The sequence below is a fragment of the Stenotrophomonas sp. RIT-551 genome (genome assembly GCF_026241915.1).
Classification (GTDB): domain Bacteria; phylum Pseudomonadota; class Gammaproteobacteria; order Xanthomonadales; family Xanthomonadaceae; genus Stenotrophomonas; species Stenotrophomonas bentonitica_A.
In genome coordinates, this window is record NZ_JAPJIU010000009.1 from 70,201 (window position 1) to 85,838 (window position 15,638).

13 protein-coding genes are annotated in these 15,638 nt (G+C 68.4%); 6 read left to right on the forward strand and 7 right to left on the reverse strand.

Features of this window, described 5'->3' with window-relative positions:
• The first annotated feature begins 31 nt into the window (after window positions 1-31).
• Window positions 32-3,583: a sensor histidine kinase gene (locus ORK51_RS12200; protein WP_266085067.1), complete on the forward strand. Its 3,552-nt coding sequence runs from the start codon at window positions 32-34 to the stop codon at window positions 3,581-3,583.
• A gap of 107 nt (window positions 3,584-3,690) precedes the next feature.
• Here ORK51_RS12200 and mdtD read toward each other — a convergent pair whose 3' ends face one another.
• The 5 genes from mdtD to ORK51_RS12225 all read right to left on the reverse strand — a co-directional run bounded on the left by mdtD (window position 3,691) and on the right by ORK51_RS12225 (window position 8,385).
• Complete coding sequence (mdtD, locus tag ORK51_RS12205) at window positions 3,691-5,094, reverse strand: multidrug transporter subunit MdtD (RefSeq protein ID WP_070425714.1); 1,404 nt, start codon at window positions 5,092-5,094, stop codon at window positions 3,691-3,693.
• Between the two features lie 184 nt (window positions 5,095-5,278).
• On the reverse strand, window positions 5,279-6,352 hold the full coding sequence (hemE, locus tag ORK51_RS12210; RefSeq protein WP_019186067.1) for a uroporphyrinogen decarboxylase: 1,074 nt from the start codon (window positions 6,350-6,352) through the stop codon (window positions 5,279-5,281).
• A 61-nt stretch (window positions 6,353-6,413) separates the two neighbouring features.
• Complete coding sequence (locus ORK51_RS12215; RefSeq protein ID WP_019186068.1) at window positions 6,414-6,665, reverse strand: WGR domain-containing protein; 252 nt, start codon at window positions 6,663-6,665, stop codon at window positions 6,414-6,416.
• Window positions 6,666-6,736: 71 nt separating this feature from the next.
• On the reverse strand, window positions 6,737-7,846 hold the full coding sequence (aroB, locus tag ORK51_RS12220; protein ID WP_070425712.1) for a 3-dehydroquinate synthase: 1,110 nt from the start codon (window positions 7,844-7,846) through the stop codon (window positions 6,737-6,739).
• Complete coding sequence (locus ORK51_RS12225; RefSeq protein ID WP_070425711.1) at window positions 7,843-8,385, reverse strand: shikimate kinase; 543 nt, start codon at window positions 8,383-8,385, stop codon at window positions 7,843-7,845. Before ORK51_RS12225 ends, aroB begins: the two co-directional genes overlap by 4 nt.
• Before the next feature lie 95 nt (window positions 8,386-8,480).
• On the opposite strand from ORK51_RS12225, the gene ORK51_RS12230 reads away from it, so the two are divergent.
• Entirely contained in the window at window positions 8,481-8,684 is a 204-nt protein-coding gene (locus ORK51_RS12230) for a dodecin family protein (RefSeq protein ID WP_019186071.1), read from the forward strand.
• A 27-nt stretch (window positions 8,685-8,711) separates the two neighbouring features.
• On the opposite strand, the gene ORK51_RS12235 is transcribed toward ORK51_RS12230, so the two are convergent.
• Window positions 8,712-9,539: a kinase gene (locus tag ORK51_RS12235; protein WP_266085068.1), complete on the reverse strand. Its 828-nt coding sequence runs from the start codon at window positions 9,537-9,539 to the stop codon at window positions 8,712-8,714.
• Window positions 9,540-9,580: 41 nt separating this feature from the next.
• On the opposite strand from ORK51_RS12235, the gene pdxH reads away from it, so the two are divergent.
• Window positions 9,581-10,180, forward strand: coding sequence for a pyridoxamine 5'-phosphate oxidase (gene pdxH / locus ORK51_RS12240; protein ID WP_070425709.1), 600 nt, complete (start codon window positions 9,581-9,583; stop codon window positions 10,178-10,180).
• Window positions 10,181-10,276: 96 nt separating this feature from the next.
• Window positions 10,277-11,650, forward strand: coding sequence for a DUF6891 domain-containing protein (locus ORK51_RS12245; protein ID WP_216636720.1), 1,374 nt, complete (start codon window positions 10,277-10,279; stop codon window positions 11,648-11,650).
• Between the two features lie 9 nt (window positions 11,651-11,659).
• Here the strand turns inward: ORK51_RS12245 and prpR are convergent, their stop codons facing one another.
• Window positions 11,660-13,279, reverse strand: coding sequence for a propionate catabolism operon regulatory protein PrpR (gene prpR, locus ORK51_RS12250; protein ID WP_172838033.1), 1,620 nt, complete (start codon window positions 13,277-13,279; stop codon window positions 11,660-11,662).
• Between the two features lie 157 nt (window positions 13,280-13,436).
• Here prpR and prpB point away from each other — a divergent pair, with 157 nt between their 5' ends.
• Together prpB and prpC are read left to right on the forward strand one after the other, a co-directional pair.
• Window positions 13,437-14,327, forward strand: coding sequence for a methylisocitrate lyase (prpB, locus tag ORK51_RS12255; protein WP_070425708.1), 891 nt, complete (start codon window positions 13,437-13,439; stop codon window positions 14,325-14,327).
• 28 nt (window positions 14,328-14,355) lie between these two features.
• Window positions 14,356-15,513, forward strand: a complete 1,158-nt coding sequence (gene prpC / locus ORK51_RS12260) for a bifunctional 2-methylcitrate synthase/citrate synthase (RefSeq protein ID WP_070425707.1) — start codon at window positions 14,356-14,358, stop codon at window positions 15,511-15,513.
• Window positions 15,514-15,638 lie beyond the last annotated feature (125 nt).

Sequence of the window (15,638 nt, forward strand, 5' to 3'; positions counted from 1 at the left end):
AGTGAATCGAGGGACAGACCCGGGAGAGCCATTGGTGTTGCGTGTGCTGTGGCCGCTGCTGATCGGCCTGTGTGTGCTCTGGCCGGCGCTTGCGTCGGCCCAGCCGGTACCGCCGACGCCGCGGCAGCTCACCGTGTTCGATGGCCTGCCATCCAACACCGTCAATCGCATGGCCGAGGATCGCTACGGCTATCTGTGGATTGCCACCAATGATGGGCTGGCCCGTTACGACGGTCGCAATTACCGCATCTGGCGCGCCGAGGACGGCCTGCGCGACAACCATGTCTGGAGCGTGCACGTGGATGCGCGCAATCAGCTGTGGATCGGTACGGAGAACGCCGGCCTGGCGATGATGTCGGCCGATCGCCGCGAGATCCGCTTCTACGATCGCGACAGCCATCCGGAGATGGGCAGCAACACGATCTGGAGCGTGGCTTCCACGCCGGACGGTGCGATCTGGTTCGGCACTTACCAGGGCGGCCTGCACCGGCTGGAGCGTGATGGCACGCTGACCCGCTTCATGCCCGAGCCCGGCAACCCGCGCAGCCTGCCCGCGGCATCGGTCGGCAATCTGGCCACCACCCTGGATGGCACCTTGTGGATCGGATCCAAGGCCGGCCTGGCGCGCTGGACCGGACACGATTTCGAATCGGTGCCCAGTGCCCAGTTGTCGGCGCGCGTCATCAACGGCCTCACCGCCGAGGCCGATGGCAGCCTGTGGATCAGCAGTAATGTCGGGGTGGCGGTGCGCCGCCCGGATGGCCGCTTCGAACCGGCACCCTGGGCCGTTGCCGATGGCGATCAGATCCTGGGCATGATGCTGCGCGACGAGCAGGGCGGGTATTGGCTGGATACCCGCTCGGGCCTGGGCCGTGCGATGGACGGGCAGTTCCAGCAGGTGCCGCTGTACAGCGCGATCGCGCGCGGGCAGGTGCGGCCGAACTGGACCGGCGCCTACGAAGATCGCGAGGGTGGCATCTGGCTGGCCAGCACCAACGGCGGCCTGTGGCATCTGCTGCCGCGATGGTGGCAGTTCTCGGTGCTGTCGCGGTTGGAAGATGACCCGGCCTCGCTGCGCAATGCGTATGTGCTGGGCATGGGCGCGGCCGCCGACGGCGGTGTGTGGACGGTGGGCACGCACGGCGCGCTGGACAAGTTCGACCCGGTCAGCGGGAAAATCGAACAGCACCGGACCTGGGTGGACGGCACGCAATGGCTGCAGTCGGTGCTGGAGGATCCGCGAGGGCAGGTCTGGATCGGCTCCTGGGACGCGCTGCTGCGCTATGACCCCCGGCAGAAGCGGATGCGGCGCTGGGGCAGCGACGCGGCGGTGGACGCCACGATGGAGGGCGCGATCGAATCATTGGCGCTGTGCGACGGGCAGCGCCTGTGGACAGCGTCGGCCACCGGGCTGCAGCAGCGCGATCTCGATGGGCGCGTCCTGCATCGCATCGCGCTGGGCCACGCTGGATTGAGCGCGGGCCAGAACGCGCTCGATATCCGGTGCGGTCCCCAGGACCGCCTGTGGGTGGCCACCGGGCAGGGACTGCTGCAGTGGGTCGCGGCGCGCTCGCGTTTCGAGCCGCTGCCCGGTGGCCCCGTGGCGAGCGTGCATGCGATGGCGCTGGCCGGCGATGACAGTGTCTGGCTTTCCGAGGAAGGCAAGCTCTCGCACTACGGCTGGCAGGGCGATCGGCTGACCCTGCAGGAAGTGGTCGGCAGCAGTGCCGGCTACCCCGCGATCACCGCCACCGGGCTGGTGGTGGACCGGCAGGGGGTGGTCTGGGCAGCGAATGCACGCGGCCTGGTGCGTGTCGATCCGGAAGCCGGCAGCGTGCGCCAGTACGGCGTCCATGATGGCCTGCCCAGCCAGGAATTCCGCCGCCGCACGCTGACGCTGACCCCGAGTGGACGCATCGTGGGTGGCACGCCGGCCGGCGTGGTGGTGTTCGATCCGGAACAGGTCAAGCCGGCGACGCGACGCGCGCCCCTGGTGATCGAGCGGGTCGAGGTGCGCCGTGGCGAGCGTGTCCTGGACCTGACCCATGCGGTGCCGCTGGACATCGCCGACGGCGACCGCGACCTGCGGATCGTCGCGCGGCTGCTGTCCTTCGCCGATTCCACCTCGAACAACTACCGTTACCGGCTGGCCGGCTACGACCCGGATTGGGTGGAAGTGGGACCCGGCGGCGAACGCCTGTTCTCGCGCCTGCCGCCGGGCCGCTACCGGCTGGAAGTGCAGGCCCGCTCGGCCGACCACATCTGGTCGCGGGTGCAGGTGCTGGAGTTCCGGGTGCTGCCGCCGTGGTGGCGGAGCCTGTCGGGCCTGCTGCTGCTGACCTCGGCCGTGTTGCTGCTGCTCAGTCTGTTCGCCTGGTTGTACCGGCGCCGGCTGCAGCGCCGGCATGCGTACCAGCTGGCCCTGCAGAAGCAGGAACTGGCCGAGCAGGCTTCGGCGGCCAAGACCCGTTTCCTGGCGAACCTGGGCCATGAGGTGCGCACGCCGATGACCGGGGTGCTGGGCATGAGCGAGCTGCTCTTGTCCTCGCCATTGAACCCCCAGCAGCGTGGCTATACCGAGTCGATCCGCCACGCCGGCGAGCACCTGCTGCATCTGGTCAACGACGCGCTGGACCTGGCCCGGATCGAGTCGGGGCGCCTGGAACTGCAGGCGCAGCCGTTCCAGCTGCAGCGACCGATCGACGATGTCTGTGCGTTGATGGCCGCGCTGGCCGGGCAGAAGGGGCTGCGGTTCGTGGTCGACAACACCTTGCCGGCCGGCACCCGCACGGTCGGTGACGAGCTGCGCGTGCGCCAGATCCTGCTGAACCTGCTGGGCAACGCCGTCAAGTTCACCAGCCACGGCGAAGTACGGTTGACGTTGCGTGCGATCACGGCCGGCCGCGGGTTGCACATCGAGGTATCCGATACCGGGCCGGGCATCAGCACCGATCAGCAGGAGCGACTGTTCCGCCGCTTCGAGCAGGCCGATGGCGCCCGCACCGCCGCGCAGTACGGGGGCAGCGGGCTGGGCCTGGCGATCTGCCGGGAACTGGCACTGGCGATGCAGGGGCAGATCGGCGTGCAGAGCCAGCTCGGCGTGGGAACGCGTTTCACGGTGACCCTGCCGTTGCCCCTGGAGCAGGGGGCCACCGGCATGCCGGGCGCGGCCGAGGGCGAGCAATGGGTGTTGCCGCCGCTGCGCATCCTGCTGGTGGAGGACGATCTGACCGTGGCCGAGGTGGTCAGCGGCCTGCTGTCGGCGCGTGGCCACCAGGTGGTGCATGCCGAGCACGCGTTGGCGGCGCTGCGCGAGGTCAGCGAGGCGCCGTTCGAGGTGGTGCTGATGGATCTGGATCTGCCGGGGCTGGGCGGCATCGCATTGGCTGAGCATCTGCGCAGCCAAGGGTTCGAGATGCCGCTGATCGCGGTCACGGCGCGCACCGATCCATCGATCGAGCAGCAGGCCCGCGACGCAGGCTTCGATGCCTTCCTGCGCAAACCAGTCACCGGCGATCTGCTGGTGGAGGCGATCGCGCGGGTGCTGCACGCCCCCGGTAGCAGCGGACCGTTGGTCCGCTGACGGTCCCTATAGCTGATGGTAGACCGCAAACCGCAAACCGCAAACCGCAAACCGCAAACCGCAAACCGCAGACCGCAGACCGCAGACCGCTGGACGTCTGCGCGCGGTTACTCGGCGACTTCCTCGACATCGCGCGGCGAGGGCCGCGTGTCCGGCAGCTGCCAGAAGATCAGCGTGGAGGTCAGGGTAATGGCGCCGACGCAGACGAAGGTGGCGTGCAGCGCGGCCGTCGCGCCGTGCGACGCATCGAGATGATTGAACGCGGCCAGCAGGCTGCCAGCCGCGGCCGCACCGAAACCGGTGGCGAGCATCATCACCATCGAAAGAAGACTGTTGCCGGCACTGGCGAAGTCGCGGTCCAGATCGCGCAGGGTCACGGTGTTCATCACGGTGAACTGCAGTGAATTGACCGCACCGAACAGGGCCAGCTGGATGATGCGGATCCACAGCGGCTGGCCGGGCGTCATGAAGATGAAACTGGCCATCGCCAGGCCGACCAGCACGGTGTTGACCATCAGCACGCGGCGGTAGCCGAAGCGCTCGACGAGCTTGACCGCGTAGCGCTTGGAGACCATGCCCGCCGCGGCGACCGGGATCATCAACAGGCCGGCCTTCATCGGGCTCATGCCCATGCCGACCTGCAGCAGCAGTGGAATCAGCAGCGGCATGGCGCTGCTGCCGATGCGTGAGAACAGGTTGCCGAGGATGCCGATGCGGTAGCTGGGCACGTGGAACAGCGCCAGCGAGAACAGCGGCGCCGTGGAGTTGGCGGCGTGCAGCCAGTAACCGACGAGGGCGGCCAGGCCGGCGACGGTCATGAGCATGACCAGTGCATGCGGGGTGGCCATGCCGGAGATGCCGTCCAGCGCGAGGGACAGTACGACCATGCCGAAGGCAAGCATGAGGTAGCCGGCGATGTCGAAGCGGGTGCGGTGTTCGGCGTAGTGGTCCGGCATGATCTTCATCGCCGCGACGTAGCCGATGATGCCGATCGGCAGGTTGATCAGGAACACCCAGTGCCAGGAGGCGACTTCGACCAGCCAGCCACCCAGGGTCGGGCCGATCAGGGGGCCGATCAGGGCGGGGATGGCGATGAAACTCATCGCGCGAAGGAATTCTTCGCGCGAGACGGAGCGCATGACGGCCAGTCGGCCGACCGGCAGCAGCATGGCGCCGCCGATGCCCTGCAGGACGCGCGCACCGACGAGCTGGTGCAGGGTCTGGGCGAGGGCGCAGGCGAGCGAGCCGAGGGTGAACAGGATGATCGCGACCAGGAAGGTGCGTCGTGTGCCGAAGCGGTCGGCGATCCAGCCGGAGGCGGGGATGAAGGTGGCGACGGCCAGGGCGTAGCTGAAGACGACGGACTGCATCTGCAGCGGGCTTTCGCCGAGGCTGCGGGCCATGGCGGGCAATGCGGTGTTGACGATGGTGGAGTCCAGCATCTGCATGAAGATGGCCAGCGATACGAGCCACAACAGGGGCCGGATCGAGGCGTAGCTGCTGGTCGTCATGGTGCGGGGCCTTCGTCAACGAGGGCGATATGATCGCCGATGTGGGATCAGGGTGTGGTCAAGAGCCGAAGCCGAAGCATTGGGGCGTGCAACAACGAAAGCACGCGTCCTGGATGCAGAACGCGTGCTTCGTCGGCCGTGCCCGTGTAGTGCCGGCCGCTGGCCGGCTACCTGCCGCTGGCGATCAGCGTCGGCTCAAACGATGTACGGCTTCCACCAGCACCTGCACGTGCTCGGGATTCATGTCCGGGGACATGCCGTGGCCGAGGTTGAAGACATGGCCTTCGCGGGAGCCGCCGTTGCCTTGGGCGTAGCTGTCGAGCACTTGTCCGGCGGCGCGTTCGATGGCGGCCGGATTGCCGTAGAGCGTGGTCGGGTCGAGGTTGCCCTGCAGCGCGACGCGGCCGCCGGTGCGGGCGACGGCGTCGGCGAGGTCCAGGGTCCAGTCCACGCCGAGCGCGTCGGCGCCGGTGTCGGCCAGGGCGCCGAGGTGCAGGCCGGTGCCTTTGCCGAACAGGATCAGCGGGGTGCGGTCGCTGCCTTCACCGCGTTCGAGTTCCTGGGCGATGCGGGTCAGGTAACGCAGGGAGAATTCGCGGTACATGGTCGGGCTGAGTACCCCGCCCCAGGTATCGAAGACCTGCAGGACCTGGGCGCCAGCCGCGCGCTGGGCGGCGAGATAGGCAATCACCGCATCGGTGACGACCGAGAGCAGCTGGTGCAGGGCGGCCGGTTCGTTCAGGGCCATCGCTTTGATGCGGGCGAAGTCCTTGCTGCCGCCGCCTTCAACCATGTAGCAGGCCAGCGTCCACGGGCTGCCGGAGAAGCCGATCAGGGGCACGCTGCCGTCCAGTTCGCGGCGGATCACGCGCACGGCGTCCATCACGTAGCGCAGTTCGGTTTCCATGTCCGGCACGGCCAGTCTGGCGATGGCGGCGGCGTCGCGGACGGGGTGGCGGAACTTCGGGCCTTCGCCTTCGACGAAGTACAACTCCAGGCCCATCGCATCGGGAATGGTCAGGATGTCCGAGAACAGGATCGCCGCGTCGAGGTCGAAGCGGCGCAGCGGCTGCAGGGTGACTTCGCAGGCGATGTCCGGGTTCTTGGCCATCGCCAGGAAGCTGCCGGCCTTGGCGCGGGTGGCACGGTACTCGGGCAGGTAACGACCGGCCTGGCGCATCAGCCAGACGGGGGTGCAGTCCACCGGTTCGCGGCGCAGGGCGCGCAGCAGGCGATCATGGCGGGAGGGGCTGGTCACGGAACGCTTCCTTGGGATCTGGTGGCGCGGGGCCGAATGGGGTCAGTGCGGCGGTGGCCGCTCAGTGCGGCGCGTCGCCGCTGGTGTAGGTCACTTCGTAGCCGCGGTGCAGGTGCGCATCGCGTGCCTTTTCGAACGCGGCCAGCGCCAGGTCTTCCTGCAGGTACAGCTCGCGGCGCAGTTGCCCGCGCCCGCCGATCGGGCCGGACTCCAGCAGCAGTTCCCAGCCGCCGAACAGGTCCGGTTGCAGGGTGAGCTGGAGATAGCGGGCCGGATCGGCACCGCGGGGATGTTGGTGCAGGAAGACGCGCATGCCCCGATTGTAGCCGTGAACGCCGGAAGCGGCCGTCAGCAACGGGGCAGGTGCGGCGGAACGTCGCAGGCTCAGCCGGCGGCCAGCACGCGCAGCACGTCGGCCTCGTCGACGTCGGCGACGACTTCGGCGCGGCCGATGCCACGCCACAGCACCAGCCGCAACCGGCCGGCGACATTCTTCTTGTCCAGCCGCATCCGGGCCAGCAGCGCCTCGGGCGCCAGGCCGGCCGGAATGGCCACCGGCAGTTCGTAGCGCAGCAGCAGCTCGCGCAGCTGCTCGGTGTCTGCCTCCTCGCTCATGCCCAGCTGGGCCGACAGGCGCGCGGCCAGCACCATGCCGACCGCGACCGCTTCGCCGTGGTTGAGGTTGTCGTTGCCCGGCGCGCCGTAGCCCTGTTCGGTCTCGATCGCGTGGCCGAAGGTATGGCCGAGGTTGAGCAGGGCGCGTTCGCCCTTTTCCAGCGGATCGCGCGCGACGATCTCGGCCTTGTGCTCGCAGCTGCGCGCGATGGCCTGGGCCAGCGCGGTGTCATCGCCGGCGAGCAGCGCGGCATGCTCGGCCTGCAGCCACTGGAAGAAAAGCGGATCGCGAATCGCGCCGTACTTGATCACTTCGGCCAGGCCGGCGCGCAGTTCGCGGGGCGGCAGGGTGCGCAGGGCGGCGGTATCGGCGATGACGGCGCGCGGCGGGTGGAACGCCCCGACCAGGTTCTTGCCTTCAGGGATGTCCACCGCGGTTTTGCCGCCGACCGAGGAATCGACCATCGCCAGCAGCGAGGTCGGCAGCTGCACGCAGTCCACGCCGCGCATCCAGCAGGCCGCGGCGAAGCCGGCCAGATCACCGGCCACGCCACCGCCGAGGGCCATTACGCAGGCATCGCGGGTGGCGCCGAGGGCGGCCAGGGCGGTGATCGCATCGCCGAAGTGGGCCAGGGTCTTGGAGGCTTCGCCGGCCGGCAGCACCAGCGCGCCGATCAGCAGGTCCGGGCGCGTGGCCAGCAGCGCCGCCTTCACCCCTGCCAGGTAAAGCGGGGCGACCGAGGAGTCGCTGAGCAGCAGCACGTGGCGGCCACGCACATGGCGGGCAAGCAGTTCTCCCTGGCCAAGCAGGCCGGGGCCGATGTGGATGGTGTAGGGGGTGTCGCCGCTGACGGCAACGGTACGCGGGGCGGGGGTCATTCAGGTGTTTCCTGTCGCTGCCACTGCGCGGCCAGGCGCAGCACCAGCTGCGCAGTGGCCTCGGCGGGCGTGTAGAGATCGGTATCCAGCGTGAGGTCGGCCAGGCCCTGGTAGAGCGGATCGCGGGCGGCGGCCATTTCGTGCAGCACCTGCTCGCGGTCCGGGCGCTGCAGCAGCGGGCGGCCGCGGTCGCGGGCCAGCCGCTCCAGCTGGGCCGGCACGCTGACCCGCAGGTAGACCACGAAGCCGCGCCGGGCGATGGCCGCGCGGTTGTCCGGGTCCAGCACGGCGCCCCCCCCGGTGGAGATCAACTGGCCGTGGCCGTCCAGCAGAGCGTGCAGGACCTGGCGTTCGTGCTGGCGGAACCCGGCTTCCCCGGCGAGTTCGAAGATCGCCGGAATGCTGGCCCCGGTGCTGTCCACGATGGCCTGGTCGGCATCCACGAAGTCCAGCGTGAAGCGCTCGGCCAGCCGGCGCCCGATGCAGGTTTTGCCGGCGCCCATCGGGCCAATCAGGATCAGGTTCGGAGCGGGATTCATTACCCTCGATCCTAACATCTCCGTGCCATCGCCTTTACGCGGCGGCCCCCATGGTGGACGGGTGCGGACTGTCCCGCGCGCCACCGGAGCGAACCATGTCTGTCGCCAAGATCATCGAGATCAACGCCTCGTCCAAGACCAGCGTCGAAGACGCCGTGCGCAGCGGCCTGAAGAAGGTCTCCGAGACGGTCAAAGGCATCCAGGGCGCCTGGATCAATGAAACCAAGGTGGTGACCGATGGCGAAGGCAACATCACCGAGTGGCGGGTAAACCTGCGCGTGACCTTCCTGGTCAGCTGATCGCCGCGGGCTCGGCTTCCGCGCCAGTCAGCGCGTGGCGACGATCCGGCGCTGCTCGTCCAGCGCGATCACCTTGTCTGCCCGTTCCGGCAGGGTGCGCAGGGCCTGGCGGCTGACCCGTTCGTAGTACTGCACGAAGCGCTCCAGCTGGGCGCGGCTCATGCTGCTGCGGTCGGGCTGGGCGGCCAGCAGGTTCTGCTCCTGCTGCCAGCGCCAGCGCGGGATCACCGAGAAATCCGGCGGCTGCAGGAACCACAGCCGGTCGCATCGCTGCCACAGCGCGGGGTAGTGCTCGGCCAGTGCCTGATTGCACCAGCGCCGCCAGCGGCCATCCACATCGGCCTCGCGCTCGAGTGCATTGAGCGGTGGCTCCAATTCGGCCTCACCCTGCGCGGGCGTGCCAAGGAACCAGCCTTCGAACACCAGCAGGTCGAGGGGACCGTCGATGCGTGTCCAGTCTTTCTCGGGCAGGCGCTCGTCGGCGAGCTTGTCGAACCGGGGCAAGGCGACCGGCCCACCGGCGGCGACCGCGTCCAGCGTGGCGTGGGCCAAGTTGAGGTCATGCGTGCCCGGCGGGCCGCGGGTCAGCAGCAGCGGGTGGACCTGCCGCGCCAGGCGTTGGCGCTGGGCACGGGTCAGGTAGACATCATCGATGGAGAGCATGGCCGCGCGCAGGCCGCGCGTTTCCGCCAGCGCCACGACCTGGGCGGCCAGCGTCGATTTGCCACTCCCCTGCAGGCCGCTGATCGCCAATACTGGGATGGCCGCACCGCAGCTCAATGCGTCATCCAGCGCCTGCGCGACCAGCGCATCCGGAAAACCTTTTGTCGGGGGCATGTACGCAGGTGCAGGCATGCAGCGACAATAAACCCAAACCGCGTGACAAGAAAACCGCCATGACCGATCTGTATGCCGAAGCGTTGTCCACCTTTGCCGGGCTGTTTGAAGAAGCCAAGGCGAGCCGGGAAGTCGAACCCAATGCGATGACGGTGGCCACGGCCGACCAGAACCGCCAGCCTTCGGCGCGCACGGTGCTGCTCAAGGCCTTCGACGAACGCGGTTTCGTGTTCTACACCCACCTGGACAGCCACAAGGGCCGTGAGCTGCAGGCCAATCCGCAGGCCGCGCTGCTGTTTCTGTGGCGCAGCCTGCGCGAGGCCGGCATCCAGGTGCGCATCGAAGGGCGAGTGGAGCAGGTCAGCGATGCCGAGGCTGATGCGTACTTCGCCTCGCGCCCGCGCATGAGCCAGATTGGCGCATGGGCGTCGCTGCAGTCAAAGACACTGGCATCGCGCGAGGAGTTCGATGCACGCGTGGCGACCACCGAGGCCAGCTTCGACGGCCGCGATGTGCCGCGCCCGGACGGCTGGAGCGGCCTGCGCGTGGTGCCGCAGCGGATCGAATTCTGGTACGGCGCGCAGTTCCGCCTGCACGAGCGCTGGTGCTATGAGGTCGATCACGACGGGCAGTGGAGCAAGCGATTGCTGTTCCCGTAAGGGCGCGTTCCTCGCAAACTGCACGGGGCGCGCCGGGTAGGAAGGCGCCGGTTAGGATCGGGCGGACGACGATGTCTGCCTTGGGACCGCCCTGCCATGTTTCCTTTTGTCCTGCCTGCTGAATCCCGTGTCGCCCCTTCGCTGCTGTTACTGCTGTCGCGCATCGCCGCGGGCACCATGTTCGCCGTATCGGGATGGAACAAGCTGTTCACCGACGACGGCAGGGATCGCATGCTGGCCACACTGGTGGAGGCGGGTATCCCGTGGCCGGAGGTCAGCGCCCCTGCAGTGGCGATGGTGGAATGGGTGCTGGGCACCACCGTGGTGCTTGGCGTGCTGCCGCGCCTGTCGGCCGCAGCGCTGATGATGATCTGCGCGGTAGCGGCCTTCACCGACGGTATCGGGCGCATCCCGGCCGGCCTGGGACCGTTGGATTGGCTGAGCTGGTTCCTGTATCTGCCGGAGGTGCCGCTGGGCGTGGCCCTGGCGTGGGTGTGCGTGCTGGGCGCGGGGCGTTATGCGCTGTGGACCGGCCGCGGCGCTTCGCCGACGGCGCGAACAGTGGCGCGCAGCGCCCGCGATGCGGGCTCCTGCATACTTCCGGAGGAATCCACCTGTGCACGGACCTGTTACATGACGACCGCATCCGCTTCTTCGCCCGCCATCGATCTGTGCGCGGCCGCCCTGGCAGCCGACGTGGCGACCGTGCAGGCCGGCCTTGCGGCGGGCGCCGATGTCAGCGCAGAAAACGCCTACGGCTTCACTGCGCTGGAATGTGCGGCGCGCGCCACGAATGACACCCCGGCGGCCCAGCATCTGCAGGTACTGCGTTTGCTCATCGATGCAGGAAGCCCGCTGGAACACCTCGGTCGCGGCGGGCGGACGGCGTTGTACCTGGCCGCGGAATTCGCGCGGGAGTGCGCGCCGGTGCAGATGCTGCTCGACGCCGGTGCGAACCCGGCGGTGCACGATGGCTTTGGCAACCATATTGTCGTCAACGCGATGGTGCCGGAGGTGCAGGCGCTGCTGTCTGGGGTGACCGGCCACCCCATCCCGGTGAAGGCCGAGCCGCGGCCGCCGCAGAAGATGCGGGCCGCCGACTGGCGCGCCGCGCACGCCAGGATCACCGCGGTGTTCGCCCGTCTGGAAGAACAGGGCATCGTCACCGCGCAGGACGTTGGCCTGACTCAGGAGGATGGCTTCACCGACACCGCCCAGCAGTTCATCGCGCGCGGCGGCATGGACGCCGGCCTGATCGGCCTGTGCTTCTACACCCGGCAGGACCTCAACCGCGCTAAGCGCAGCAGCGATCTGAGCCTGGGCTTCTGGGCCGGGCCGGAGGGCGCCGGCGCTGCCATGGAGCAGGTCGGGCGCAGGATTGTGGACGCGTTCACTGCAGCAGGGCTGGTGGTGGACTGGGATGGCTCGGCATCGCATCGGCCCACGGTGGACCTGCGCGGGGTGGCGTAAGCCGCGTCCTTACCCGGCGGTGCTGCGCAGCCAGCGCCACAGCGTGGTACGCGACACGCCCAGCGCCTGGGCGACCTGCTCACGGTTGCCGCCGTGGGCATCGAGCAGCTGCTGCAGCGTGTCGTTGCCGGGGCGCGTGGCCGCGCGCTGGGGCGGGCCGTCCGGCGCTGCGTCTGCTACGGCGCGCGCGGCGACGGGCGAGGACGCCAGCTCCGGCAGCCAGGCCTGCATCTGGGCCAGCGCCAGCTCGCCCCGCCCGTGCGGCCAATGGATGCGCAGCCGATCAACCATGTTGCGCAGTTCTCGTACGTTGCCCGGCCACGCGTAATCGCACAGCCGCTGCAGCGCCGGGGCGGCGAGCGGCGACGGCGTGCCGCCCAGCAGGCTGAAGAAGTGTTCCAGCAGCAGCGGCACATCCTCGCGCCGTTCGTGCAGCGTCGGCAGCCCGATGCGCAGTGCGGCCAGGCGGTAGTAAAGGTCACGGCGGAAGCGCTGTGCCTCCACCAGCGATTCCAGCGTCTGCAGCGTGGCCGCGACCACGCGTACGTCCACCGGCGTCGGCTCGGTGGCGCCCACGCGCAGCACTTCACGTTCTTCCAGAACACGCAGCAACCGGGTCTGCAGCGGCAACGGCAGTTCGCCGATTTCATCCAGGAACAGGGTGCCGCCGTCGGCCGCTTCCACCAGGCCCACGCGACCGCCGCGGCGGGCGCCGGTGAATGCCCCTTCGTTGTAACCGAACAGCTCGGCTTCGAGCAGGGATTCGCTGATCGCCCCGCAGTTCAGCGCGACGAAGCGGCCACGCCGGCCGCTGGCGCTGTGCAGTTGCCGGGCCACCAGTTCCTTGCCGGTGCCGGTGGCGCCGGTGATCAGCACCGTGCTGTCGTAAGGCGCATACAGTGCGATGTGCTCGCGCACCTGCTGCATCGCGGCGCTGTCGCCGAGCAGGGCATGGTCGGCATCGCGTCGCTTGGGCGGTGCCCGCCGCCGCAGTGAGGACGCACCGGAGCGGGCCAGGGTCTGGGTCAGCTCCAGCGCATGTTCGAAGGCCTGTCGTACCGAGTCGGCCGAATACAGCAGCACGCCGGGCAGCCCGACCTGCTCGGCATGGTCGATCGCCATGCCGGTGCCGACGATGACCTCGATGCCATTGGCGCGCAGGTCGGCGATGCAGTCGCGCGCGTCCTCGCGGGTGACGAAGCGGCGATGCTCGATGTCCAGCCCGAAGCTGTGCTGGAAACTGCCGAAGGTCGGCACATCGGTGGCATGGGTGACCAGGCCGATCCTGGGGGCGATCCGGCGTGCGCGCGCCAGCGCTTCCATCAGGTCGAAGCCGTTGGCCTGGATCGGGACCAGCGGCACCTCCAGCCGGCTGCGCAGGTAGGCCGCATTCGAGCCGCCGGCGATCACCACATCACAGTGTTCGCGGCGCAGGCGCTGGCCGATCACATCCACCGCCTCCTCGAAGCCGAGGTTGATGGGCACGATGCGGGCGCGGCGGTCGAACTCCGGGATCACATCGCCGAGCAGGCCGGTCAAGCGCGACACGCTGACCGTCCAGATCACCGGCAGCTGGCCGGCCTCCGGATCAGACAGGCGGGAGCGGTGGCGGGGCAGGCTGATCGACATGGGCGTGTTTCAATGTTTCAGTTCCAGCCATGTTACAGGTGTTTCAATGTTTCAAGGTGAAACATCCCCGTGACGGTGTTGAATCAATGAAATCAGCCACTTGCGAGCTGGCACGGCCCTTGCGCTCATCCACCGGTCAACCACGATGGAATGCCGCATGAGCACCCCTGTTTCCTCCGCTGGCGCCCGTTTCCGCGCCGCACTGGCCGCCGAATCCCCGTTGCAGGTGATCGGTGCAATCAACGCCAACCACGCGCTGCTGGCCAAGCGTGCCGGTTACCGGGCCATCTACCTGTCCGGCGGCGGCGTCGCGGCCGGCTCGCTGGGCCTGCCGGACCTGGGCATCAACACCCTGGAAGACGTGCTGATCGACGTGCGCCGCATCACCGATGTGTGCGACCTGCCGCTGATGGTGGACATCGACACCGGGTTCGGCCCGAGCGCGTTCAACATCGCGCGCACCGTCAAGTCGCTGATCAAGGCCGGCGCGGCTGCCTGCCATATCGAAGACCAGGTCGGCGCCAAGCGCTGCGGTCACCGGCCGGGCAAGGAGATCGTGTCGCAGGGCGAGATGGTGGATCGGGTCAAGGCCGCCGCCGATGCCAAGACCGATCCGGACTTCTTCCTGATCGCGCGCACCGATGCCATCCAGGTGGACGGTGTGGATGCCGCGATCGAGCGCGCCATCGCCTGCGTCGAGGCCGGTGCCGACGGCATCTTCGCCGAGGCCGCCTACGATCTGGACACCTACCGCCGCTTCGTCGATGCGGTGAAGGTGCCGGTGCTGGCCAACATCACCGAGTTCGGTGCCACGCCGCTGTTCAGCCGCGATGAACTGGCTTCGGCCGGCGTCGCCATCCAGCTGTTCCCCCTGTCCGCGTTCCGTGCTGCCAACAAGGCGGCCGAGAACGTGTATGAGACCATTCGCCGCGAGGGCCACCAGCGTAATGTGGTGGAGGCGATGCAGACCCGCGAGGAACTCTACGACCGTATCGGTTACCACGCCTTCGAGCAGCAGCTCGATGCGTTGTTCGCCGCCAAGAAGTAAGACCGCACACTAGTTTTCTGGAGGGATCATGAGCGACACCACTACCGCCCCCGGCTTCAAGCCGAAGAAATCCGTCGCCCTGTCGGGCACCGCCGCCGGCAACACCGCGCTGTGCACCGTCGGCCGCAGCGGCAACGACCTGCACTACCGCGGGTATGACATCGCCGATCTGGCCAACAGCAGCGAGTTCGAGGAGATCGCGCATCTGCTGGTCCACGGCAAGCTGCCGACCCGCGCCGAGCTGGTCGCCTACAAGACCAAGCTGAAGTCGCTGCGTGGCATCCCGGCCGCGGTCAAGGCCGCGCTGGAAGAACTGCCGCCGTCGGCGCACCCGATGGACGTGATGCGCACCGGCGTCTCCGTGCTGGGCTGCGTGTCGCCGGAGAAAGATGACCACAACCATCCGGGCGCGCGCGACATCGCCGACAAGCTGATGGCCTGCCTGGGCTCGATGCTGCTGTACTGGTACCACTGGAGCCACAACGGTCGTGCGATCGACGTGGAAACCGACGACGACTCCATCGGTGGCCACTTCCTGCACCTGCTGCACGGTGAGAAGCCGCAGGATTCGTGGGTCAAGGCGATGCACACCTCGCTGATCCTGTACGCCGAGCACGAGTTCAACGCCTCGACGTTCGCCTGCCGCGTCATCGCCGGCACCGGCAGCGACATGTACAGCGCGATCACCGGCGGTATCGGTGCCCTGCGCGGTCCCAAGCACGGCGGCGCCAATGAAGTGGCCTTCGAAGTGCAGAAGCGCTACGACAGCCCGGATGATGCCGAGGCCGACATCAAGGCCCGCGTGGAGCGCAAGGAGGTCGTGATCGGTTTCGGCCACCCGGTCTACACCGTCAGCGACCCGCGCAACAACATCATCAAGGAGGTCGCGCGCGACCTGTCCGCCGAGCAGCAGAACGTCAAGATGTACGACATCGCCGAGCGTCTGGAATCGGTGATGTGGGACATCAAGAAGATGTTCCCGAACCTGGATTGGTTCAGCGCGGTCAGCTATCACATGATGGGCGTGCCGACGGCGATGTTCACCCCGCTGTTCGTGATCGCGCGTACCTCCGGTTGGAGCGCGCACATCATCGAGCAGCGCATCGACGGCAAGATCATCCGCCCGAGCGCGAACTACACCGGCCCGGAAGACCAGGCCTTCGTGCCGATCGACCAGCGCAAGTAAGACCGACGTACCGCACCCGTTCGCGGGTGCTTTGCGGAACAGGCCGGCGCGATGCCGGTCTGCTCCGTTGCGGCGTCGCTACTCCTTCTTCGCCGGTGTCACGACGCCCCGGCCCGCCAACAAGC